Origin of the sequence: Klebsiella sp. C360, assembly GCF_048822415.1 — a bacterium.
Classification (GTDB): Bacteria; Pseudomonadota; Gammaproteobacteria; order Enterobacterales; family Enterobacteriaceae; genus Klebsiella; species Klebsiella quasipneumoniae.
In genome coordinates this window covers 201,237-224,407 of record NZ_JBMEZZ010000006.1, presented here as the reverse complement: position 1 = coordinate 224,407, position 23,171 = coordinate 201,237, and the positions used below count along the sequence as shown (strand labels likewise).

The following is a 23,171-nucleotide window of genomic DNA, read 5'->3' as shown; positions in this document are numbered from 1 at the left end:
TAAGGTCATTAATTACCCTCCGGTAATCATTATTGCCACTGCTGTCTTTGTCTTATTTTCGGGATAACCTGTTTTCAGGTTATCCCATTTTATTTATTTCCGCGCGGCAAAATGGTCATCCAGCAATTGACGTAGCGCATCGGACTGCTTACCGAAAATAGCATGAACCTGCTGACCAAGAATAATGACGCCCAGCGCGCCCTGCTGCTGTAATGCGTCAGAGTCCACGGCCGCCAGATGACGAACCGTTACCCGCAGACGGGTAATACAGGCGTCCACTTGGGTAATATTCGCTTCACCGCCGAAGGCCTGAATCAGCGCCTCGATTTGCTGTTTTTCCGCTTCGCTTAACGGCTGTGCCGGACGCGCAGGCGAGAAATAGTGCAGGAAAGATTTTAAACTCACCATCATAAACTCCAGGGTAATAGATAAAAAAAAGCCTGCTCGTCAGAGCAGGCGTGGAGAAAAAGGATTACGCGTGGCGACGGAGAATACGGCAATCCCATGCTGACAGGGTCAGCGGGTCCGACACCGCCGCGTCGGTCAGGCAATCCCGATACCCTGGCGGCAGGCTCAGGGTATGGCTTTGCGCGCTGTAGTTCTGCAGGAAGACAAACGTACTCTCACCGTCGGTGCGCGCGGTGGCCACCACTCCGGGCGGTAAATCCGCCGCGATCGCCCGCGGCAGCGCCAGCTCCTTGCTCAGGGCGGCAAAAAAGTCGCGCTGGAAGGCCAAATCGTTGCGGGAGGCCACATGCCAGGCTTTACCTTTCCCGAAGCCGTTCACCGTCACCGCTGGCCTTCCGGCATAAAAATCATCCCGGTAGGTGGCCAGCGTCTGCGCGCTTTCGGTATGGATCAGTTCACAGAGATGGCGCACCTGATAGGGGCCCTGAAGTCCGCACTGATTCCCGGCCAGGCCCTGCACCAGATTAAACTCGCCGTCATTCAGACAGTCGATCTCCTCCGCCCAGATGCCCAGAAGATTGCGCAGCGGGCCCGGGAAGCCGCCGAGATAGCAGAGATCGGACTCGTTGACGATGCCGGTCCAGTAGGTAGTCACCAGATGGCCGCCGCTGGCGACGAACGCCTCCGCCCGCCCGGCAAAGCCGTCGCGCACCATGTATAACATCGGGGCGATCACCAGCCGGTACGGCGTTAAATCAGCGTCGGCGTCAATCACATCGACGGCGATGCCCTGCTCCCAGAACGGACGGTAGTGCTCATTGACCGTCTTCTCATACTCCATACCCAGATTGCGCGGCCCCTGGGCGTCATCAAGCGCCCAGCGGTTCTGCTGGTCGAAGATAATCGCCACTTTCGCCTCGATGCGACACCCCCTCACCGCCGGCAGCTTGCTGAGGATCTCGCCGAGCTGGCTGACTTCACGGCCAATGCGGGTATCAATATGCCCAACGTGGTCGACCACCGCGCCGTGGAATTTCTCAACCGAACCACGGCTCTTGCGCCACTGGAAATACTGCACCGAGTCGGCGCCATGCGCCACCGCCTGTAGCGAAGAGAGAATATGCATCCCCGGTTTCTTCAGTTTGCTGGTCGGCTGCCAGTTGGTGGCACCCGGCGTGGACTCCATCAGCACAAACGGCTGGCCGCCCTTCAGGCTGCGCATCATGTCGTGATACATCGCGGTATAGCAGGCCAGCGCGGTTTCGTCTTTGTCGCGGTGCCACATCGGATAGCTGTCCCAGGAGATAAAGTCCAGCACCTCCGCCAGCTGCCAGTAGTCGTAATCGTAAAAATACTCCATAAAGTTGGTGGTCACCGGCAGGGCGGCATTCGCCGCCTTCAGCGGGGCGATTTCATGGCGGCAGAAATCGGTCACCTGGGCGGTATTAAAGCGATGCCAGTCCAGATTCAGGCCGTGGATCGACACTTCGCCCTGCGGCGCAGGCGATTCAATCTGCGACCAGTCGCTGTAGGTATGGCTCCAGAAAGTGCTCCACCAGGCCTGGTTGAGATTCTCCAGGGTCTGGTACCGCGCCTTCAGCCAGTCGCGAAAGCGAGTCTGGCAGCGCTCGCAATGACATTCGCCGCCATATTCATTGGAAATATGCCAGCCCAGCACCGCCGGATGCGCAGAATAGCGCTCTGCCAACAGGGTATTGATTTTAAGGGTCTTCTCACGATACACCGGCGATGACATACAGTGGTTGTGACGGCCGCCGTGCAGGGCTGGCACCCGATCGCGCCCCACCCGCAGAACCTGCGGATAGCGCTGTGACATCCACGCCGGACGCGCGCCGCTCGGCGTGGCCAGAAAAACATGAATGCCGGCGGCATACAGTTTATCGAGGATAGTATCCAGCCAGGCGAAATCAAATACCCCTTCGCGCGGCTCAAGTTTCGCCCAGCTAAATATTCCCACCGACATCACATTACATTTTGCCTGCTGCATCATGGCAATGTCTTTATCAATAATATCGGGGTCATTCTCCCATTGTTCCGGGTTATAATCTGCGCCATGCAGCAGCGTATTAACCTTTGGATGTAAAGGTGCAAATTTATTCATAATAAACTTCCTGAAAAGAACGACAAAAAATTAATTAAATACTTTTACCGACGGCAATACTTTTCCCTGGCAATCAAATAGCGCCTGATTTTCACGCGCATTGCCTTCTTTCCATTCGTCATGGATATATTTCATCCCCGCCGGGGTGGCCCAGGTATTTCCCGGAACGGCAATCCACGTGGGCTCCCAGTAAAAAATCCCTTTGCCGCGCTGGTCGGGAACATCGATGACCGCCTGCATCAGATCGTGGATATAGCGATATTGTCCCTGCACGCTGGCGGGATATCCCCCGTCCTTTTCCTCTTTGGCCTGGAAACTGTTTTCCGCGTTATCGCAATTGGCCAGGGTATAGGCATAGGCCGCCTCGACGACAATAACGTCTTTGTTATAGCGTTTGCTGATGTCATCCATATTGGCCTTCAGGGCGCTGATCGGCCCGTTCCAGTAGGTGTACATCGACAAACCGATCACGTCATACGGCACATGGCGTTTCTCTATTTCGTCAAACCACCAGCGGAAGGTATCGTTTTTGGTCCCTTCAGCCAGATGCAGCATGATTTTCACCTGCTCGCCGTTGTGCAGGTTCGCCTTCAGGCCATCAATGGCCGCGTTCAGCAGACCAGCCAGCCGGTCGAACTCTCCGCCCCCCTGCCCCCAGCTTTTCCCTTCCGGCCACAGCATACCGCCATTGATCTCATTGCCGATCTGCACCATATCCGGCAGGACGCCCGCCTGCTTAAAGCGGGCGATGGTATCCCGGGTATAGTCATGAATCGCCGTTTTCAGCTGCGGGTAATCCATCTTTTCCCAGGCCTTCGGTTTGAACTGCTTGCCGGGATCGGTCCAGAAATCGCTGTAATGAAAGTCGAGCAGCAGCTTCATTCCCTGGGCTTTCGCGCGTTTCGCCAGCGCCAGGGTCGTGGCCAGATCGTTATTCCCGCCGCCATAGCCCTCGCCGCTTGCCGATTGCGGATCCACCCACAGGCGGAGGCGAACATAGTTGACGCCGTTCTCTTTCAGAATGGCGATCGGATCCTTACGCTGGTTATTCTGGTCGTAGAAGGTCGCCCCGTGCTTTTCAGCATCCAGCAGCGTGGAGATATCCGCGCCTTTAATAAAGTCCGCCGGCATGCCCTGAAAGGCGCGGGTTTCAAGCGCGTCCGCCGCCAGCGAAGGGGGGGAAAAACTGCATGCCAGACAAACCGCAAGCCATGCGGGTGTAAATCTTTTCATGTGCTTATCCTTTAGTACTGCCCGAGGTCAGGCCGGAGACGAAGTATTTTTGTAACGCCAGATAGAGGATCGCGACCGGCACGGCAATCAGCACCGCCCCCGCCGCGTAGGTGGTGTAGCTGGCCCCCATTTTTTGCGCCACCAGGTTATACAGACCGATAGGCAGGGTGTATTTATCCGGGGTACGCAGGATGGTGCTGGAGAGGATGAAATCCCCCAGCGGGCCGGTGAAGGAGAACAGCGCCACCACCGCGAGGATCGGCCTCGACAACGGCATGATGATCTCGATAAAGATGCGAAAGCTGCTGGCGCCGTCCATGCGGGCGGACTCATCCAGATCTTTGGGGATCGCGTCGAGATACCCCTTCATCAGCCAGGTGTTCATCGGGATCATTCCCCCGACGTAGATCAGCACCAGCGCCAGATGGCTGTTAATCAGGCCAAGCAGTTGCGACAGCACAAAGATGGCAATCAGCGCGGAAAACTGCGGGATCATCTGCAGCAGCAGGAACAGCATCAGCCCGTTCTGCCGCCCTTTAAAGCGGAAGCGGGAGAAGGCGTAGGCGGTAAAGCTGACGCTAATCAGGGTCAGCACCATGGTCAGGAAGCTGATTTTCATCGAGTTCCAGTACCAGGTAAGGTAATTCACATTGCCATTGAACAGATCGGCATAGTGCTGGAACGACAGATTTTCCGGAATGATCGAGGTACTCAGCAGGCTATTGCCGGCGTTCAGCGACGCCCCGACGGTCCAGACCAGCGGATAGATAATCACCACCGAGACCAGGATAACCACCAGCCAGGTGAGAGAGAGTCGGATCCACTTTTCGCGTTTAATACTGGGTGATTGAGCCATGTTGCTTCCCTTACGCCATGTCGTCATTTTTGAAGGATTTGGTGGCGCGGAACTGCCACAGCGCCAGGCCGACGACGAAGATCGACAGCAGGATAGTGATGGTCGCCGCGATGGCGTACTGCGACGAGGACATCGTCAGCTTATAGATCCACGACACCAGAATATCCGTCCCGCCGGCGTTAGATCCCGCCACCGCAGGGCCGCCGTTGTTAAACAGATAAATGATGTTGAAATTATTAAAGTTGAAGGTGTACTGGGTGATGATGATCGGCGCGATCGCGTACAGCACCAGCGGCAGGGTGATGGTGCGCAGGCGGGTAAAGGCGCTGGCGCCGTCCATCGTCGCCGCTTCATACAGATCGTCCGGGATCGCCTGCAGCACGCCGGTGGTCATGGCAAAGACAAACGGGAAGCCAAGCCAGGTCTGCATCATGATCAGCGCGGTTTTGGTCCAGAACGGGTCGGTCAGCCATGCCTTTGGACTGATGCCGAAGAATGACAGGATCGCGTTGTTAATCACCCCGAAGGAGTCATTGAACATCCCGGCAAAGACGAGGATGGTGACAAACCCCGGCACCGCCCACGGCAAAATAAAGATAGTGCGGATCAGCGGCTTAAAGCGCAGATCTTTTTGGTTCACCAGAATCGCCAACAGCACGCCCACCGTACACTGCAGGGTGGTCGCCAGCAGCGTCCACACCACGGTCCACTGCAGCACATCCAGGAAGGTGGAGCGCCAGATGGAGAGGGTGAAAATATTGACGAAGTTTTTCAGGCCCACCCAGTCCACCAGCTTCGCCGGCGGCGTGTGGTACAGGTTATAGTTGGTGAAGGCGATGGCGAAACCAAACAGAATGGGAAAGATCACCACAAAGACCAGCAGAATAAAGCCTGGCGTGATCATCAGGTACGGGAAGCCGTCGCTCAGCAGCATCTGGTACTGCTTACGCACGCTGTTCAGCGCGACCCCCTCATCGCGTTTTTTGCCGTTCAGCCACGCGTCCCGCAGCGAGAGAAAATAGATCAGCACGCCAAAAGCGACGATCAGCACGCTGATAATCCCCTCCGCTAACAGGAAGATAGAGTTATCCCGGGGCACCTCTTCACCCAGGGTATAGAGCCCCCACAGCCCCTCGCGCAGGAAATCATAAAAAATACCCAGAAAGCTGCTCAACAACACCAGGAAGACCAGCCCCTTCAGCCACTGGCGATGATAAAACTGGCCGAAACCCGGCACGATTGCCAGCAGCAGGCCGCACCACGCATGGCGCCCGGGCCCGCGCGCGTCGCTAAAATTTTCGCTGGAATGGATGCTCACACTCGACTCCTTCTACAAACGGGAGGTCCCCCTCCCGCTCGGTGACTTCACGTGACGGTAAATTACTGATTGCTGGCCTGCATCGCTTCGATCTGCATCTTGATCTGTTTCACCGCGTTATCGAGCGCGGCCTGCGGCGCCTGCTTGCCGGTGAGGCTCAGTTCAAGCGCGGCATTAGCCGGCCCCCACACTTCCCCCATCTCCGGAATGCCCGGCATGGCCATCGCCCTCGCCGACTGTACGGCAACGGCGCTGGCCTTTTCGTCATTTTTAATCACCGGGTCGTCAATCATCGCCTTCAGCGGCGGGATTTCGCCGGTGGCGACATAGCGGGCTTTTACATACTGCGGCTGGTTGATGAACTCGATAAACTGTTGCGCCAGCGCCTTGTCTTTACTCCAGGTCGATACCACGTAACCCTTAACGCCGAGGAAGGAGCTCATCGGCTTGCCGTCCGGCAGGGTCGGCAGCGGCACCACGCCATAGTTGATACCGGCGGCTTCATACGGCTGGAAGGCCCAGGGGCCGTTGATCACCGCCGCCGCTTTTTTCTCGGTAAACAGCGAATCAATGGCGTTCAGCCCGTTATCGCCGAGGATCCCTGCAGGGAAGGCCTTCTCGGCATAGAACTTTTTCAGGAAGGTCACGGCTTCCACGGCGCCGGGAGTATTGAGCCCCACCTGCTGCGGGTTGAAACCGCCGCCGTCGTTCTTCGCGAAGATATAGCCGCCCATCGGGCCAATGGCGCCCCAGCTGTAGTAGATCTGATCAAACTTCGCCAGCAGGCCGTATTTGTTCTGCTCGCGCTGGGTCTTCGAGTAGTCCAGCCAGGCCTGCAGGCTGTCCAGCGGCTTGTCGATCAGGTCCTTGTTGTAGATAAGCACCAGGGTTTCCACCGCTTTCGGGATGCCGTACAGCGCGTTGTCCATGCGGAAGGCATTGATAGAGGCTGGCGTAAAGGCATCCTGTTTCGCCTGCTCGACGTTGAGCGGCGAGAGAAGCCCCTGAACGACGGCGCCGCCGAGCTGGTCATTCGGGATCACCAGCACGTCCGGCCCAATGCCCGCCGGGCCGTCGAGGCGCAGTTTTTCCAGCTGCTGGGCATAAGGCATCTCCTGCAGATTGACCTTCACGTTGTACTGCTTCTCAAAATCGCTGACCGCGGTTTTGATGCCAGTGGATTTTTTAATGTCTTCCCAAACGTTGAGCTGCCCGGCGGCATGCGCCTGCAGGCTGGTAAGTTGCCCCGCCGCGAGGGTGGTAAGGATCAGTGCAGCAAGCGTGTTCTTTTTCATTATCAACCTCATGTGAAGGTATAACAATTTAATGGTTTTTATTTGAATTACGTCTGTCAGCTAGAAAAAAAATCATTTCAAACTGCGTTGTTACATAGAAAACAGACACCGATTCGCTTTTGTTATACGCTACGCTTTGATTAGGGATAAAACTACCATAAGCTGCCAGTTGTGTGATCATCCTTGCAGAAATGAAACGCCGCTGTATGGCGCAAAATCCGCGGAAGTTATAGTCAGGACATGATTTTAGCGCTGTTGAATATCGTCACGCTGTTTTGTTACACGTAATACAATTTCACTCAACTCAGCGACACGCCAACGGCAAACAACGGCTACTCACTTCGGGGAATGTGGATGTCCAATATACGACTGAGGAATGTCACCAAAAGGTTCGGCAGCACGGTGACGCTGCACCAGGTCAATCTCGATATTGAAGATGGCGAGTTTGCGGTCTTCGTCGGCCCTTCCGGCTGTGGAAAATCGACGCTGTTACGTATGATTGCCGGGCTGGAAGAGGTTAGCGACGGGGAAGTGCTGATCGGCGATGAGGTGATGAACGATGTGGTCCCCGCCCGCCGCGGCGTGGCGATGGTTTTTCAGTCCTACGCGCTCTACCCGCACATGACGGTGGCGGAGAATATGGGCTACGGGCTGAAGGTGAATAAAGTGCCGAAAGCGGAGATCCGTCGCCAGGTGGAAATGGTGGCCAAAACGCTGCAGCTCTCTCACCTGCTGGACCGTAAACCGAAGCAGCTCTCCGGCGGCCAGCGGCAGCGCGTGGCCATTGGCCGCGCTATCGTGCGTAATCCCCGGGTGTTTATGTTCGATGAGCCGCTTTCTAACCTCGACGCGGAACTGCGCGTCGATATGCGCCTGCATATTGCCCGCCTGCACCAGGAGCTGAAGACCACCATGGTGTATGTCACGCACGATCAGGTGGAGGCGATGACTCTCGCTGATAAAATCGTGGTCATGAACTACGGAAAGGTTGAACAAATGGGTTCGCCGATGGCGCTTTACTACAATCCGGTCAACAAATTCGTCGCCGGTTTTATCGGCTCGCCAAAGATGAACTTTTTACCCGCCACCGTCAGCGACTGGCAGCCAGAGCGTTTAACGGTCACCCTCGCCCAGGACCATCAGCTCACCCTGAACGTTGCCACCCAACCGCTTAACCCCGGCGCCGCGGTAACGCTGGGGATCCGGCCAGAGCACCTCACGCCTGAAGTCTCCACCGGTACCGTGGTGGAGTTTCAATGTGAAGTGGTGGAACGTCTGGGCAACAATACCTACCTGTTCGGCCAGTGCTATGGTCACGATAACGTCAAGGTTCTGCTGCCCGGCGACGTCCATTTCCGCCCGTGGCAGAAGATTAATCTGGCCTTCGATGACCGCTTCTGCATGGTGTTTGATGAGAACGATCTGCGCATCAGCGCCGATATCACGGCACCAGACGCGCACTAAGCCAACATATTGCTGTCATCTGCGCAGCGTATGCTGCGACTGAATGCCGGAATACATCCTGCCCGGCATTCACACCCTCATTTTTATTCTGCTGCATCGGAATCGTCCTTCTCTCCCGGCATCGCAGGCTATTGTGATGCCGGTTTTTTTCCCCACACAGCGCGATTTCTCCCACTGCGCCCGGTTTATCTTTCGCATATACTGATGACACCCGGCGAACGATAAGGACACAGGCATGAGGACCCGGCATCTGATGGCGCTGTTTACAGGGGTGCTGATACTGGCCATCATCCTGCCCATCTCGCTCAGCATCTGGCAGGCGGCGCGGCAGGCCAAAATGCAGTTCTATCGTGAACTGGATGATTATTCCAACCGCATCGTCGTCCGCACGCTGCAGGTCGCCGATCAGGCCCGGGAAGCGCTGCGGGAGGCCGATGCACATACAGGCTCGTCCTGTAGCCCTGAACATCTGCTCATGCTCCGCCGGATCGCCTATACCCACCGCTACGTTCAGGAAGTGCTCTGGCTGCTGAATTCCGTACCGCAATGTTCCTCCCTGGAAGACCATAGCGTCGCGGTGACCTTCCCGCCACCGGACCACATTGCCTCCGACGGCTATCGCACCTGGCTGACCTCGATTAACGATCTTGGCCTCAATCACCAGATGACGGCCATGGCCAGCCAGCAGCATATGGTAATGATCGATCCCATCTCCTTCATTGATGTGGTGCCCGCCAGCGAGGAGAAGATCCATACCATGCTGTTTGGTTTGGACCATCTGAAAATGGTGATCAGCAGCCAGCCGCTGCCGGCGAAGGTCTGGCAACGGATTAAAGACCCGCACCTGAATATGCTTACCCTGGATAATACGGTCTACCGGATCCAGCGCATTCCCGAGCTGGGATCCGGCATTGTGACCTGGTCATCCACCCTGCCCCTGCAGCAGCACATACGGCAGCAGTTGATCTTCTGGCTCCCGGCCGGCATCTTCACCAGCCTGCTTGCCACCTGGCTGCTGCTGCGCCTGCTGAGACACCTGCGTTCACCGCGCAACAGTATGCTTGACGCCCTCAATTCCCAGGCGATTCAGGTTCACTATCAGCCGATTATTTCATTGCAGGACGGGAAAATCGCCGGAGCCGAAGCGCTGGCGCGCTGGCAGCAACCCGACGGTACCTATTTATCGCCGGATATCTTTATTCCCCTGGCCGAGCAGACCGGACTGATCACCCAGTTGACGGAAGATATCGTCAGGAAAATTTTCGCCGATCTGGGCCCCTGGCTGAGGCAGCGGCCGGAAGTGCATATCTCCATCAACCTGTCGGTGGATGACTTACGCTCTCCCATCCTGCCCACGCTGTTACACGATCAGCTGCAGCACTGGGGGATCGCCGCCGAACAGATCATCCTTGAGATCACCGAGCGCGGGTTTGTCGACCCGGAGACCACCATGCCGGTGATCGCTCACTACCGTCAGGCTGGCCATCGGATCTCGATTGACGATTTCGGTACCGGCTACTCCAGCCTGAGCTATCTGCAGAAGCTGGACGTCGACACGCTGAAAATCGATAAATCCTTTGTCGATACCCTCGAGTACCGGCCGCTGACGCCGCACATTATTGAAATGGCCAAGGCGCTCAATCTGACCACCGTCGCCGAAGGGGTGGAAACCGAAAGCCAGCGCGACTGGCTGCGACAGCATGGCGTTCAGTACGCCCAGGGGTGGCTGTACAGCAAAGCGCTGCCAAAAGAGTCATTTATTCAGTGGGCGGAAGATAATCTCCATGCGCATTAAGCGGCAGGCAGCCTGCACAGAAGGTCAGCGGGCGCGGCCTCTTCGCCGCCCTCTGCCGGAGGCTACTTCAGATAGGATTTAATCACCTGCATCACCGTCTCCAGATCCGCTTCACGCTGCGTCTCATCTGGCTCTTTCACCACATGGTCGGTCAGATGCCCCTGGATAACCTGCAGCATCATGCCATTGACCGCGCCGCGGATCGCCGCCAGCTGCTGTAGCACCTCAGCGCACTCATGCTCGCGATTAAGCATTTTCTCTAATGCGGTACTCTGCCCCTGAATTTTCTTCAGCCGGGTCAGTAACTTCTTTTTGTCTCTCACTGTGTGTGACATTGCGCGATCCACCGTTTTATTCTGCCGTCATTGCCCGACCTTCGACGCCGGCAACGCCTGCCAGCATAGCATGATCCCTTTTATCAGCCTCTTTTTCTACTGGGGGGTAGTATTTTACTACTGGGGGGGAGTAGCATAGAGCCACTTTTGGCAAGGATCCCGATATGAACGATTTCACTTCCCTTCTGCAGCAGGGCAATGCCTGGCTGTTTATTCCCAGCGCGATACTGCTCGGCGCGCTGCACGGCCTCGAACCCGGCCACTCAAAAACGATGATGGCCGCCTTTATCGTGGCGGTACGGGGAACCTTAAAGCAGGCGGTTCTGTTGGGGCTGGCGGCGACGGTCTCGCATACCGCGGTGGTCTGGCTGATCGCCATGGCCGGCCTGTGGTTTGGCCGCGGCTGGAACGCCCAGACTTCTGAGCCCTGGTTTCAGCTGATCTCGGGGATTGTCATTGTGTTGATTGCCTGCTGGATGCTCTGGCGCACCTGGCGCGAATCGCGGCCCCACGCCCACCACCATCATCCTCAGCACGGGCACGACCATGACCATGACCATGACCATCATCATCATGAACATCATGACCACCATCATTCTCACTCCCCTGGCGCGCCGCTGGTGGCGGAGGAGTGGCAGGACGCGCATCAGCGGGCCCATGCTCAGGAGATTAACCGGCGCTTCGATGGCCGCCAGGTGACGACCGGGCAGATTGTGATGTTTGGCCTGACCGGCGGGCTGATCCCCTGCCCGGCGTCCATTACCGTGTTGCTTATCTGTTTACAGCTGAAGAAATTCTCGCTGGGCGCCACGCTGGTACTGGGCTTTAGCGTCGGTCTGGCGCTGACGCTGGTGGCTTCCGGGGCTATCGCCGCCCTGAGCATGAAACATGCCACCCGCCGCTGGCCGTGGCTTAACGACATCTCACGCAAAGCGCCATGGATCTCAGGCTTACTGATTATTGTGGTAGGGATCTACATGATGCTTCATGGCCTGAGCGGCCTGTAAACCACAATGCGCCCTCTTCTTGACGACGAGGGCGCGGGTTCCCTTCAGGAGACGCTCTCCCGGGGAGTGCTGACCGCCCGGCGGCGGACGGGCTGGCTGAACCACGGCAGGCACAGCTGGATCAGCGGCCCAATCGACAGCGCGTAAATGACGGTTCCGACGCCAAACTTGCCCCCCAGCAGACAGCCAATCAGCAGCACGGAGAGCTCGATCGCCGTACGGATACCGCGCAATGACCAGTCGGTGCGAGCGTGCAGGCCGGTCATCAGGCCATCGCGCGGACCCGGGCCAAAGCCCGCGCCAATGTACATCCCGGTGGCGATAGCGTTCATCACAATCGCCACCACCAGCAGCGCACTGCGCGCCACCAGCGACTCCAGCGGAGGCAGGACGGCCAGCGTGGCGTCCGCCGCCAGCCCCAGCACGATAACATTACTCACCGTGCCGAGCCCCGGCATCTGCCGAATCGGGATCCATAGCAGCAGCACCGCGGCGCCGGTCAGGATAATCACGGTCCCGAAACTGATCCCCAGCTGTTTAGCCACCCCAAGATGAAAAACATCCCACGGATCGGCGCCGAGATTAGCATGCACGAAGAGCGCCGTGGACACGCCGTAGAGCACAAGACCGATATATAACTGCAGCAGGCGACGAAGCATATTTTTTCCTCAACATCATTGCGAATGCCCTCATCATCAGCAAAAATGGACTGATAATTAATGGCCAGTTTTGGAAAAGTGGATCGCTATGTCAGCCCGACGCTTTGGAACACAGTCCCTGGTACGCCTGCTTGGCAACTGGCAGGAGTCCAGTTCCCGCACACCGCTATGGCGCCAGCTGGCGGAAGCGCTCCGCCTGCTGATCCTCGATGGCCGTCTGACGCTACAGACGCGCCTGCCCGGCGAGCGCGAGCTGGCGGCAGCCCTCAACGTCAGCCGGACGACCATCGCCAGCGCCCTCGGCCAGCTGCGGGAGGAGGGGTTTCTCCATAGCCGCCAGGGGAGCGGGTCGCGCATTGTCCTGCCGGAACGCCCTGCCGATCTGCCGCCGCCCTCTGCGACCCCCTCGACGATCAATCTCTCTACCGCTGCCCTCAGCGCCGGTCCGGAGGTCCATCAGGCCTTCCAGCACGCCATGACCTTGCTGCCGCCCTATCTCACCCAGACCGGCTACGATCAGCAGGGGCTCCCGGTGCTGCGGGAAGCGATTGCCCGGCGCTACAGCGAACGTGGCCTGCCGACGCGGCCCGATGAAGTGATGGTGGTCAACGGCGCGCTCAGCGCCTTTGCGCTGATCCTGCGTCTGTTCACCGGCCCCGGTGATCGGGTGGTCATTGACGCCCCGACCTATCCAATGGCCATCAGCGCCATTCAGGGCGCCTCCTGCCGGCCCGTCGGGGTCGCACTCCCCCAGCAGGGATGGGACTGTGATGGATTAGCGGCGACCATTGCGCAGACCGCGCCGCGTCTGGCATGGCTGATGCCGGATTTTCACAACCCTACCGGGCGCTGTATGGATGCCCCTACCCGCCAGCGGGTCGCGGACATCGCGGCCAGGACGCGAACAACGCTGGTGATCGATGAGACCATGGTCGACCTCTGGTATAACGCCCCGCCCCCGCCGCCGCTGGCCTGCTTTAATCCCGACGCCGCGGTGATCACTATCGGTTCGGCCGGGAAAAGTTTCTGGGGGGGACTGCGCATCGGCTGGATCCGCGCCAGCGCGCGAACGATCGCCTCGCTGATTCAGGCCCGCGACTCTCTGGACCTGGGTACGCCGCTGCTGGAGCAGTTGGCCTGCAGCTGGCTGCTGGCAAACGCCGCCACGCTGCTGCCGCCGCGACGGGAGATGCTGCAGGCGCGCCGGGACATGTGCGAAGTGCTGATGAAAGAGTATTTTCCCCGCTGGCGCTTTACGCCACCGGAAGGCGGACTCTCTTTTTGGGTGGAACTCCCTGACATGCTGGCCACCCTGTTCTCTGCGCGTGCGGAAAGCCAGGGGATCCATATCGGCACCGGGACGCGGTTTGGTCTGGAGGGCGCGTTCGATCGCTATTTACGTCTGCCGTTTACCTTGCCGGACGAAGCATTGCGCCAGGCCTTCTCCACGCTACAACCATTGTGGCATAGCCTTGCAGAACAGCGGGAAAATACGCGTTTGCGGAAAATAATATAAGAAAATATCGACGGGCTGGCTTCAGCCCGTCAAAAGTCCGTCATCCATGAGGTATATGAGATGTTTTTATAAAATTGCCTGGGTATCCTGCCATCTGGTTATGGCAACCCGGTGACGGAAATAAGGCAATTTCATTAATGCTGGCGCGGAATAGGAAACCCTTTCAGGGAAATAATAAAGCCATCTTCATCTTTTTTAATTTTAGCGCCGGTGTCACACCAGTCGGAGGCAATGCGAAAGAACTCATCACTACCGATATTCCAGTTCAGGCGGACGTGTTTTACGTATCCTGAGCGCAACATATCGCAGGCTTCGCTATAGTTGCTGGCTGTAGAGAATTGTTGTTTCATTTTTTCTTCTTCAGAAGTTTTCTTAATGCTTTGATTTCTTTAGGGGTTAATGGCGTCGCTTCCTCTTCGGTATGCTGGCTGTCAATGTCCTCTTCCGTCACCCCCGCCTCACCTGCTGATGCCTCCAGCTGAAAAGCCAGCTGCAGCAGCTTTTCCGTTGCCGTACCCAGGTTCTCGTTATTCACTTCCGCATAATGACGCAACTTCTCTTTTAACTCAGCGTCAATTTTTACATTCAAAACCACTGTGGTCATAGCTACGCTTCCCGTGCAATAAAATCATCATAATTAATACACGAAGTTAACATGCTGATCCAGAGATATATTTTATAGCATGGATCTGGCAACAAATTCCCAGCTATAAGATGCGCTTTGTTTATGACACGAAAATGACATTAATATTGCAGTAGCATTTCAGATTTATGACAAGTCAATATTATGGAATAAAAACGGGTTGTTTTAGCAACAAAAAATAATATGTGATCTGTATCAGGTATTAAATATAGCAGGAATAAAGACCGGGAAAATATAAGGGATATATCATGAGGGCGAAATGGGTGGGGGCCCTGCCAGCTACATCCCGGCACACACGTCGTCTGCTCTGGCTGCTTCCTTCCGGACCTGACCTGGTAAACAGAGTAGCGTTGCGGGAGAACCAACAGAGCCCCCATTGAGAGCGTTGTTACCCAACGCGCTGGCGCATTATCCCTGCTGACCTGGTGAATTGCAAGCGCGCCCCGACTGCCTGCTGGTTTATTGCGCAATAACGCGAATAAAACCAGTCACTCACGCTCAATCTGTGAGAGTGAGAGCGTGCGCTCAGCACACAGCCGGGATATCCACCATACTTATCCACCTTATGTTCTCTTTTATCATCAGCGCATTGTCTCTACGGTAATCGAATGACTGACTCATCACCACAGACCATCACTCTGCCTTTGCCCGCCATTGAAGGGATGACCATCGCCTTTCAGGGGGTGAATTATCTGCGCCCTGAAAAAATGCTCGACTTCGTGACTATCAGTCAGGCGCCGGTGCGGGCGGTCACGCCGCTGGCGCTGCTCTATTCCACCGTCGGCGTGCTGCGTCAGGTGGAACTGCGCAAGCTACCGGTCTACATCAGCGGTCGGGTGGTCTACCCCATCTCGTCGCTGACCATGCCGGGCCTGCGCGCGAAGCTGATCATCAACGCCACCTCGCAGCGGTTAAAATTCCTGGAGAGCCTCATCGCCAGTTCACCTTCCGACAATGTCCATGGCATGCAGATCCTCGGCCTGGCCCTGACGTTCACCGTCGAACAGCCCGCCTGATCTGCAGGCTGTACAGCCTGCAGATCAGCGCTTATGCTGGCGTTTTTCGGGTAACAGGACTAAATATGGATCCGCTCGATACATTTCCCCAACGTGTCTGGCACATTGTGGCGTCAATACCGGAAGGGTATGTCACGACCTATGGCGATGTCGCCAGGCTGGCCGGTTCTCCGCGCGCGGCGCGCCAGGTGGGCGGTGTGCTGAAGCGTCTGCCGGAAGGGTCCACTCTGCCCTGGCATCGGGTGGTCAATCGCCATGGCGATATCTCCCTCACCGGCCCCGATCTGCAGCGGCAGCGTCAGGCATTGCTGGCCGAAGGGGTACAGGTCTCCGGCAGCGGCCATATCGATCTCCAGCACTATCGCTGGGTTTACTGAAGACAAAAAAAAGCCCCCATCCGGGGGCTCATCGAGCTTACTGTGCGACAGGCACGGCGGTCTGCTGAACCGGAACCAGCGTCAGGTCGGCATGGGTGCCCCCCTGGTTGATCACCGTCTGCACGGTATCGGTAATGAACATCAGCTGGCCATTAACCGTAATCGCTGCGCTCAACAGAATGCGGGCGTTCGGTTGAATATCTGCCGGGTTGTAAGGCAGGGCAAAGTTAAATGGCGCCTGCTTGCCTTCGGTACGCACCGCTTTTTGCGACAATACGCGGGCTGGCGCATCTGCCAGAGAAGCATCCGACAGGGTCACCGTCAGCACCGCATCCGGCGGTAATGCGATTCTCTGGCGGATATTAATCGTCCCCGTGACGCTCGGCTGCTGCTGCGCCACGCTCAGCGTCGCAATACCGTAAGGGTCGGGTGCGGCTGCCTGAGCGGAAGAACTGGTGGAGTGGTGATTAGCACAGGCGGTCAGCGTCGCGGCGACGGCTAAGGCACTAAACATATAGGCAAATTTCATGATGTTCTCCTTATCATCCCTTTATACCCAGGAGGATGTTCCGCCGCTTCGCCGGCAGGAACTTTCGTGTCGTCAATAAGTGTGGCACAGATCTCAGATTTCTTCCTGTTGACCGGTTGTTATTCAGATTATTACACCCATCGGACCACTTGCGATTCCAGGTTATACTTTGCCACATTACGCGCACGGCGCCGCCATTGTTAATTGAGGATAAGTATGAGTCAGGCACTCTCTAACCTGCTGGCATTATTAGATCTGGAAAAAATTGAGGAAGGGTTGTTCCGTGGACAGAGCGAAGACCTGGGATTGCGCCAGGTTTTTGGCGGCCAGGTGGTGGGCCAGGCGCTGTATGCCGCAAAAGAGACCGTGCCCGTTGAACGTCTGGTGCATTCGTTTCACAGCTACTTTCTGCGCCCCGGCGACAGTCAAAAACCGATCGTCTACGATGTGGAGGTCCTGCGCGACGGCAACAGCTTTAGCGCCCGCCGGGTCGCCGCCATCCAGAACGGGAAGCCGATCTTCTATATGACCGCCTCCTTCCAGGCGCCAGAGCACGGCTATGAGCATCAGAAAGCGATGCCGGCCGCCCCCTCCCCTGACGGACTGCCTTCGGAAACCGATATCGCCCGCAAGCTGGCGCATCTCCTGCCGCCGCAGGTGAAAGACAAATTCCTCTGCGATAAGCCGCTGGAGATCCGCCCGGTGGAATTTCATAACCCGATGAAAGGCCATATCGCCGAGCCGGCGCGCCAGGTCTGGCTGCGCGCCAACGGCGCCGTTCCCGACGATCTGCGCATTCATCAGTATCTGCTGGGCTATGCCTCGGACTTTAACTTCCTGCCGGTGGCGCTGCAGCCGCACGGCGTTGGTTTCCTTGAGCCCGGCATGCAGGTCGCCACCATCGACCACTCAATGTGGTTCCATCGGCCGTTTAATATCAATGAGTGGCTGCTGTACAGCGTTGAAAGCACCTCGGCCTCCAGCGCCCGCGGCTTCGTTCGCGGCGAGTTTTACACGCAGGATGGCACGCTGGTTGCCTCAACGGTCCAGGAAGGGGTGATGCGCAACCGCAACGCATAAAAAAGCCTCCCTGACGGGAGGCTTTTTGCTACATGGAGAAGGGTTTTCTGTCAGGCGTTGTAGGCGTTTTCGCCATGGCTGTTGACGTCCAGCCCTTCGCGCTCCTGCTCTTCCGGTACGCGCAGCCCTACGGTCATATCCGCCACTTTGTAGCCGATGAAAGCGACGACGCCGGACCAGACCACGGTAATGCCGATACTTTCCAGCTGCACCAGCAGCTGATGGCCCATGGTGACGCCTTCCGCATAACCAACGCCGCCCAGAGAAGTCGCCGCGAAGATACCGGTCAGGATACAGCCGACGATGCCGCAGACGCCGTGGACGCCGAAGACGTCGCAAGGGTCATCCACACGCAGCCAGCGTTTCAGCGCAGTCACGCCCCAGATACCCGCCAGGCCAGAGGCGATACCGACGATCAGCGCGCCGCCGACACCGATATAACCACACGCCGGCGTAACGCCAACCAGACCGGCAATTGCCCCGGAGCAGGCGCCCAGCAGTGAAGGTTTGCCGCGCAGAGCCCATTCGCCAAAGGTCCACGCCAGGATAGCTGCGGCGGTCGCCACGACGGTGTTAACGAACGCCAGGGCCGCGATTTCATTCGCTGCGCTGGCAGAGCCGGCGTTGAAGCCGAACCAGCCCACATAGAGGATAGCGGTGCCGGTGAACACCATCGGCAGGTTATGCGGTTTGAACGCTTCTTTGCCGAAGCCCACGCGTTTGCCCATCATATAGGCGCCCACCAGCCCGGCGACCGCGGCGTTGATGTGCACAACGGTGCCGCCGGCGAAATCCAGCGCGCCATGGGTCGCCAACAGACCGCCGCCCCAGACCATATGCGCAATCGGCACGTAGGAGAGCGTCATCCACACCACCACGAAAATCAGCACCGCGGAGAAACGGATACGTTCAGCCAGCGCGCCGACGATCAGCCCGACGGTGATGCAGGCGAACGAGCCCTGGAAGGCGACGTGGATATACTGATAGAAGGTGCCCATCAGCGCTTTCAGTTCAATATTTTTCAGCATTACCCAGTCAAAGCTGCCGAAGAAGCTGCCGCCGGTGCCGAAGGCCAGGGTATAGCCATAAATGACCCACAGTACGCAGACGAGGCCAAAGGTGACAATCACCTGCGTCAGCATGGAAAGAACGTTCTTACCGCGGATCAGCCCGCCGTAAAACAGCGCAATCCCCGGGATAGTCATAAACAGAACCAGCGCGGTGCAAATCATCATAAACGCATTATCGGCTTTGTCCGCCACCGCAGGCGCGGCCATCGCCAGCCCCGGAAGAAGGGCTAACGCCCCCAGACCCGATTTCATTGTTGCCATTTTCATTGTTTCGTTCCCCATCACTGTGTGGTCTGGAAATTACAGTGCCGCTTCGTCAGCTTCGCCGGTACGGATGCGAATGACGCGCTGCAATTCAGCGACAAAAATTTTGCCGTCGCCAATTTTTCCGGTGTAAGCCGCTTTGCTGATGACATCGATAACTTCATCCAGCTGATCGTCGGCGATAGCCACATCAATCTTCACTTTTGGCAGAAAGTTGACGCTATACTCGGCGCCGCGGTAGAGCTCCGCATGACCTTTCTGACGGCCAAATCCTTTGACTTCAGTGACCGTCAGGCCCTGAATGCCGATGGAAGACAAGGCTTCACGCACGTCTTCCAGTTTGAATGGTTTGATTACCACGGTAACCAGCTTCATAAGTCCCCTCCAGTCAGTATTCGGTAATGGCCGCAGCTAACACGATGGATATAAAGCAAGGGCTATGCCAGAAATGAAAAAAGGCCGCTGAGCGGCCCTTTGATGGCAAAAAACAGGCGAGAGGTCAGGCATTAGCCTGCGTAAAGGCGTTTAACGGGCAAAAATGCACCACGGCGGTGCATTTGATGTAACGTTTTTGCACCACGACAGGCCGACCCGCCTTCGCTGCCTGCTGGTGGTGCATCAGGCGCTGAGCGACTCTTCTCTGGCGCTGGCCGCCAGCTCTTCACCAGCCAGCTGTAGCTGATACATCTGCCAGTAGCGGCCTTTCGCCGCCAGCAGTTGCTGATGGTTGCCCCGCTCGACGGCCTGACCGCGATGCAGGACCAGAATGGTATCCGCCTCAACGATGGTCGACAGACGATGGGCAATGACCACCAGAGTGGTATGCTGGCGAACCTTCGCCAGCGCCTGCTGGATCGCCTGCTCGGTGCCGGAGTCGATGTTCGCCGTCGCCTCATCCAGAATCAGAACCTGCGGGGTCTCCACCAGCACGCGCGCCAGCGCCAGCAGCTGCTTCTGTCCGACGGAGAGATTATTGCCCTGCTCGCCCAGTTGGGTGTACAGGCCGTCGCTCATGCTGCGCGCCACCGCCGCCAGCTGCACCGCCTCCAGCGCTTCCCAGACCTGTGTTTCGCTGATGTCCCGGCCCAGCGCGACGTTGGCGTAGAAGGTATCCGCCAGCACCACCGGATCCTGTTGCACCATCGCGATGCCCCGACGCAACGCGCTGTGGCTGAGAGAAGAGAGCGGCCGGCCATCGATGCGGATCTCCCCGTGGGTTAACGGGTAATAGCCCATCATCAGACTGGCGAGGGTACTCTTCCCACTGCCGGTATGCCCGACCAGCGCCACAAAACTGCGGGACGGTATATCCAGCGTGATATCCTGGAGGACCAGACGATCCCCGCGGTAGGCAAAGGAGAGATGGTCGATTTCCACCCGACCGCTGCTCAGCGGCGCGTCATCGGCGCCCCACGCCTGGCGCGGACGGTCCATCAGTTCGAAAACGCGTTCGCCGGCGACCACCGCCTGCTGCAACATCGACTGCTGGGTGGTCAGCTCAATGAGCGGCTCGTTGAGGCGTCCGAGATAGCTGATAAACGCGTACAGCACCCCGACCTCAATCGTGCCCGCCGCGCTAAAGCCGAACAGCATCAGCAGCCCGCACAGCACCAGCGAGGAAAAGAAGCTCAGCAGCGGACGCAGCAGAAAACCGTCCAGGCGCAGCGTCTGCATCCGCGCCAGGTAGTGGGCGTAGCTGGCCTCGCGCATCCGTTCGCCAAAGCGCGCCTGCTGGCGAAACTGCTGGATGACCCCCATGCCGTTGATCACTTCGTTAAAGCCATCGTTGATGTCGGCAAGCCAGGCGCGCACCCGGCGCACGATCGGCGTGCTATAGCGCTGATAAATGATCATCACGATCAGCACCGCCGGGAAAATCGCGATCGCCACCAGCGCCATCCGCCAGTCGAGGCTAAACATCGCCACCAGCATCGCGCCGATCAGCGCCGCGCTGCGCAGCACCGTCGCCACTACCGTCACATACAGGTCACGAATGACTTCGGTATCGTTGGTCACGCGTGAGATCAGCTGCCCGACCGGCTGAGTATCAAACTCGCTGAGCGGCTGATGCAGGGCGGCATCCATCACATCGCTGCGTAACTGCTGGACCACGCCGACCGCGGCGCGGTTAAACAGCAGCGACTGGTTATAATGCAGTAGCGCCGCCAGCAGCTGCAGACCGATATAGGCTGCCGCCAGGCCTGCCACCAGCTTCAACGGCAGAGTCTGTTTCGCCACCATATTGTCAATGAAATAGCTGATAAGCAGCGGGCCGCTCACCTCCGCCGCCGCCGCGATCCACATCATCGCCACCGCGATGGCCAGCGGCTTACGCCACGGTGAACCATAGGCCAGCAGGCGTTTAAGCGTCGGCCAGAGTTCGGTAAAGCTACGCATCCAGGGCCTCCTCTTGCTCCTGGGGAACCTCGTCGAGCGCGGCTTCCAGCTGCTGATACCGGTACATGTCGCGGTACCAGCCGGGCTGCACCGCCAGCGCCTCATGGCGGCCGCGCTGGGCGACATGCCCATGCTGCAGCACCAGGATTTCGCTGGCCTCAGTCAGCGCCGACAGGCGGTGGGCGCTGATGATCACCGTCCGCCCCTCTCCCCACTGGCGCAGGTTATGCAGGATCTGGTGTTCGGTGCGGCCATCCACCGCGGATAAAGCATCATCAAGGATCAGAATTTCGGCCTCCAGCAGCAGGGCGCGGGCAATCGAGATGCGCTGTTTCTGGCCGCCGGAGAGCATCACGCCGCGCTCGCCCACTTCGGTATCGTAACCCTGGGGCAGACGCAGAATGTCGTCATGCACGCTGGCCAGCCGCGCCACCCGCTCAATCTGTTCCGGCGTCGCGTCCGGTTTTCCCAGCGCGATATTATTGGCGACGGTATCGGAGAATAAAAACGGCGTCTGATTGACCACCGCCAGCCGTTCGCGCCAGCTGTCGAGCTGCAGACGCGGTAGCGGCAGATCGTGAAAGCGGATCTCGCCGCTGGTGACGTCAAAATGGCGCTGCAGCAGGGCCAGAATGGTGCTTTTGCCAGCGCCCGTCGGCCCGCAGATGCCCAGCATTTGCCCCGGCTGCAGGGTAAAATTAACCTGTTCCAGCGAAGGCTTGCTCGCCTGCGGATAGATGAAATCGCGGATAGCGACCTGCAGGACGCCGCGGCCAGCCGGTACCGTCTCGGTCCCGTCGTCCACCGCCGGCGCCTCTTCGAGCATGGTGCGAATACGACCATAGGCCGCGCTACCGCGCTCCACGATGTTAAACATCCACGCCAGCGCCAGCATCGGCCAGATCATCAGACCAAGGTACATCACAAAGCTGGTGAGCTGACCCAGCGTCAGACTACCGTGGATCACCATCCAGCTGCCGCCGCCGATGGCCAGCAGATTCGCCGCCCCGATGGCGATATAGATAGTAGGATCGAAGCGAGCGTCAATGCGCGCCACGCGCATATTTTTCGCTCCGGTATCGGCCGCATCGGCGGCAAACTGCGCCGACTGGCGATCCTCCAGCCCGAACGCCTTAATCATGCGGATGCTGGTCAGGCTCTCCTGCGTGCGATCGTTGAGGCTGGAAAAGGCCGCCTGGGCAACGCGAAAACGTTCGTGAAGGGCATCGCCGTTGCGTTTGATCGCCAGGGCCATCAGCGGCATCGGCAGCAGCGCCAGCAGGGTGAGCTGCCAGCTAATCTGCGTCGACATCACAATCAACACCGCACAGCCCATCACCAGAGAATCCACCAGGGTTAACACCCCTTCGCCGGCGGCAAACACCACCCGGTCCACGTCGTTGGTGGCGCGGGCGATCAGATCCCCGGTGCGATGGCGCAAATAGAACGCCGGATGCTGGCGGCTCAGCTGCCGGTAAAAATCTTCCCGCAGTTCAACCGCCAGCTGGTAAGAGGCGCCGAACAGCAGCACGCGCCAGACATAGCGCAGCAGGTAAACCATCACCGCGATCAGCACCAGCGCGCCGATCCACATCCACACCTTCTCCGCGGTGTAATGTTGTTGCGTCACGCCGTCGACCACAATGCCCACCACCTTCGGCGGAACAAGCTGCAGGACGGCAATAACGGCCAGCAGGGCAATGGCGCCAAGATAGCGGCGCCACTCCCGGCGGAAATACCAGCTGAGTTGTGCAAATAATCGCAAGCAGTAAGATCCTGATTTTGTA

At 58.0% G+C, this 23,171-nt stretch carries 22 protein-coding genes and 1 other RNA gene; 7 read left to right on the top strand and 16 right to left on the bottom strand.

What is annotated here, in order from left to right; genetic code table 11:
- Window positions 1-93: 93 nt before the first annotated feature.
- The 6 genes from ACOI7D_RS17795 to ACOI7D_RS17770 all read right to left on the bottom strand — a co-directional run bounded on the left by ACOI7D_RS17795 (window position 94) and on the right by ACOI7D_RS17770 (window position 7,232).
- Window positions 94-408 (bottom strand): glucose PTS transporter subunit EIIB, encoded by a 315-nt coding sequence (locus ACOI7D_RS17795; protein WP_023288637.1) that lies wholly within the window; start codon window positions 406-408, stop codon window positions 94-96.
- 64 nt (window positions 409-472) lie between these two features.
- A complete protein-coding gene (locus ACOI7D_RS17790; RefSeq protein ID WP_109546598.1) occupies window positions 473-2,530 on the bottom strand; it encodes a beta-galactosidase in 2,058 nt (685 codons plus the stop codon).
- Between the two features lie 30 nt (window positions 2,531-2,560).
- The gene (locus ACOI7D_RS17785) at window positions 2,561-3,763 is read right to left on the bottom strand and encodes a glycoside hydrolase family 53 protein (RefSeq protein ID WP_048296878.1); all 1,203 of its coding nucleotides are present in this window, start codon (window positions 3,761-3,763) and stop codon (window positions 2,561-2,563) included.
- Between the two features lie 4 nt (window positions 3,764-3,767).
- A complete protein-coding gene (locus ACOI7D_RS17780) occupies window positions 3,768-4,619 on the bottom strand; it encodes a sugar ABC transporter permease (protein WP_004204761.1) in 852 nt (283 codons plus the stop codon).
- Window positions 4,620-4,629: 10 nt separating this feature from the next.
- Window positions 4,630-5,937: a carbohydrate ABC transporter permease gene (locus ACOI7D_RS17775; protein ID WP_017898898.1), complete on the bottom strand. Its 1,308-nt coding sequence runs from the start codon at window positions 5,935-5,937 to the stop codon at window positions 4,630-4,632.
- Window positions 5,938-5,999: 62 nt separating this feature from the next.
- The gene (locus tag ACOI7D_RS17770) at window positions 6,000-7,232 is read right to left on the bottom strand and encodes a maltodextrin ABC transporter substrate-binding protein (protein ID WP_017898899.1); all 1,233 of its coding nucleotides are present in this window, start codon (window positions 7,230-7,232) and stop codon (window positions 6,000-6,002) included.
- A gap of 354 nt (window positions 7,233-7,586) precedes the next feature.
- Here ACOI7D_RS17770 and ACOI7D_RS17765 point away from each other — a divergent pair, with 354 nt between their 5' ends.
- A complete protein-coding gene (locus tag ACOI7D_RS17765) occupies window positions 7,587-8,696 on the top strand; it encodes an ABC transporter ATP-binding protein (protein WP_023288632.1) in 1,110 nt (369 codons plus the stop codon).
- Window positions 8,697-8,931: 235 nt separating this feature from the next.
- On the top strand, window positions 8,932-10,491 hold the full coding sequence (locus tag ACOI7D_RS17760; protein WP_060591773.1) for an EAL domain-containing protein: 1,560 nt from the start codon (window positions 8,932-8,934) through the stop codon (window positions 10,489-10,491).
- A 62-nt stretch (window positions 10,492-10,553) separates the two neighbouring features.
- Here the strand turns inward: ACOI7D_RS17760 and ACOI7D_RS17755 are convergent, their stop codons facing one another.
- The gene (locus ACOI7D_RS17755; protein ID WP_004204767.1) at window positions 10,554-10,826 is read right to left on the bottom strand and encodes a metal-sensing transcriptional repressor; all 273 of its coding nucleotides are present in this window, start codon (window positions 10,824-10,826) and stop codon (window positions 10,554-10,556) included.
- A gap of 164 nt (window positions 10,827-10,990) precedes the next feature.
- Here ACOI7D_RS17755 and ACOI7D_RS17750 point away from each other — a divergent pair, with 164 nt between their 5' ends.
- Window positions 10,991-11,833 carry a nickel/cobalt efflux protein RcnA gene (locus tag ACOI7D_RS17750; protein WP_101862453.1) on the top strand — a complete coding sequence of 281 codons (843 nt, stop codon included), beginning with the start codon at window positions 10,991-10,993 and terminating at the stop codon, window positions 11,831-11,833.
- Between the two features lie 44 nt (window positions 11,834-11,877).
- On the opposite strand, the gene ACOI7D_RS17745 is transcribed toward ACOI7D_RS17750, so the two are convergent.
- Window positions 11,878-12,492 (bottom strand): YczE/YyaS/YitT family protein, encoded by a 615-nt coding sequence (locus ACOI7D_RS17745; RefSeq protein WP_109546599.1) that lies wholly within the window; start codon window positions 12,490-12,492, stop codon window positions 11,878-11,880.
- 88 nt (window positions 12,493-12,580) lie between these two features.
- Between ACOI7D_RS17745 and ACOI7D_RS17740 the strand changes: the two genes are divergently transcribed.
- Window positions 12,581-14,008, top strand: a complete 1,428-nt coding sequence (locus tag ACOI7D_RS17740; RefSeq protein ID WP_032453861.1) for a PLP-dependent aminotransferase family protein — start codon at window positions 12,581-12,583, stop codon at window positions 14,006-14,008.
- A gap of 134 nt (window positions 14,009-14,142) precedes the next feature.
- Here ACOI7D_RS17740 and ACOI7D_RS17735 read toward each other — a convergent pair whose 3' ends face one another.
- The 3 genes from ACOI7D_RS17735 to ffs all read right to left on the bottom strand — a co-directional run bounded on the left by ACOI7D_RS17735 (window position 14,143) and on the right by ffs (window position 15,018).
- Window positions 14,143-14,358, bottom strand: coding sequence for a hypothetical protein (locus ACOI7D_RS17735; RefSeq protein ID WP_004142688.1), 216 nt, complete (start codon window positions 14,356-14,358; stop codon window positions 14,143-14,145).
- The gene (locus ACOI7D_RS17730; RefSeq protein WP_023288627.1) at window positions 14,355-14,612 is read right to left on the bottom strand and encodes a hypothetical protein; all 258 of its coding nucleotides are present in this window, start codon (window positions 14,610-14,612) and stop codon (window positions 14,355-14,357) included. Before ACOI7D_RS17730 ends, ACOI7D_RS17735 begins: the two co-directional genes overlap by 4 nt.
- Window positions 14,613-14,921: 309 nt before the next feature.
- Window positions 14,922-15,018: signal recognition particle sRNA small type (ffs, locus tag ACOI7D_RS17725), an RNA gene on the bottom strand.
- Window positions 15,019-15,259: 241 nt separating this feature from the next.
- Here ffs and ACOI7D_RS17720 point away from each other — a divergent pair.
- Window positions 15,260-15,667 (top strand): hypothetical protein, encoded by a 408-nt coding sequence (locus ACOI7D_RS17720; protein WP_017898905.1) that lies wholly within the window; start codon window positions 15,260-15,262, stop codon window positions 15,665-15,667.
- 65 nt (window positions 15,668-15,732) lie between these two features.
- Entirely contained in the window at window positions 15,733-16,044 is a 312-nt protein-coding gene (locus tag ACOI7D_RS17715) for an MGMT family protein (RefSeq protein ID WP_023288626.1), read from the top strand.
- 37 nt (window positions 16,045-16,081) lie between these two features.
- On the opposite strand, the gene ACOI7D_RS17710 is transcribed toward ACOI7D_RS17715, so the two are convergent.
- Window positions 16,082-16,573: a YbaY family lipoprotein gene (locus ACOI7D_RS17710; RefSeq protein WP_023288625.1), complete on the bottom strand. Its 492-nt coding sequence runs from the start codon at window positions 16,571-16,573 to the stop codon at window positions 16,082-16,084.
- A gap of 216 nt (window positions 16,574-16,789) precedes the next feature.
- On the opposite strand from ACOI7D_RS17710, the gene tesB reads away from it, so the two are divergent.
- Entirely contained in the window at window positions 16,790-17,653 is an 864-nt protein-coding gene (gene tesB, locus ACOI7D_RS17705) for an acyl-CoA thioesterase II (RefSeq protein WP_023288624.1), read from the top strand.
- Window positions 17,654-17,703: 50 nt separating this feature from the next.
- Here tesB and amtB read toward each other — a convergent pair whose 3' ends face one another.
- From amtB to ACOI7D_RS17685, 4 genes are all read right to left on the bottom strand, one after another.
- Complete coding sequence (gene amtB / locus ACOI7D_RS17700) at window positions 17,704-18,990, bottom strand: ammonium transporter AmtB (protein ID WP_004204781.1); 1,287 nt, start codon at window positions 18,988-18,990, stop codon at window positions 17,704-17,706.
- Between the two features lie 33 nt (window positions 18,991-19,023).
- Window positions 19,024-19,362 carry a P-II family nitrogen regulator gene (gene glnK / locus ACOI7D_RS17695; RefSeq protein WP_002891893.1) on the bottom strand — a complete coding sequence of 113 codons (339 nt, stop codon included), beginning with the start codon at window positions 19,360-19,362 and terminating at the stop codon, window positions 19,024-19,026.
- 243 nt (window positions 19,363-19,605) lie between these two features.
- Complete coding sequence (locus ACOI7D_RS17690; protein WP_109546600.1) at window positions 19,606-21,384, bottom strand: SmdB family multidrug efflux ABC transporter permease/ATP-binding protein; 1,779 nt, start codon at window positions 21,382-21,384, stop codon at window positions 19,606-19,608.
- Entirely contained in the window at window positions 21,377-23,149 is a 1,773-nt protein-coding gene (locus ACOI7D_RS17685; protein WP_109546601.1) for a SmdA family multidrug ABC transporter permease/ATP-binding protein, read from the bottom strand. The genes ACOI7D_RS17690 and ACOI7D_RS17685 overlap by 8 nt, the downstream gene beginning before the upstream one ends.
- Window positions 23,150-23,171 lie beyond the last annotated feature (22 nt).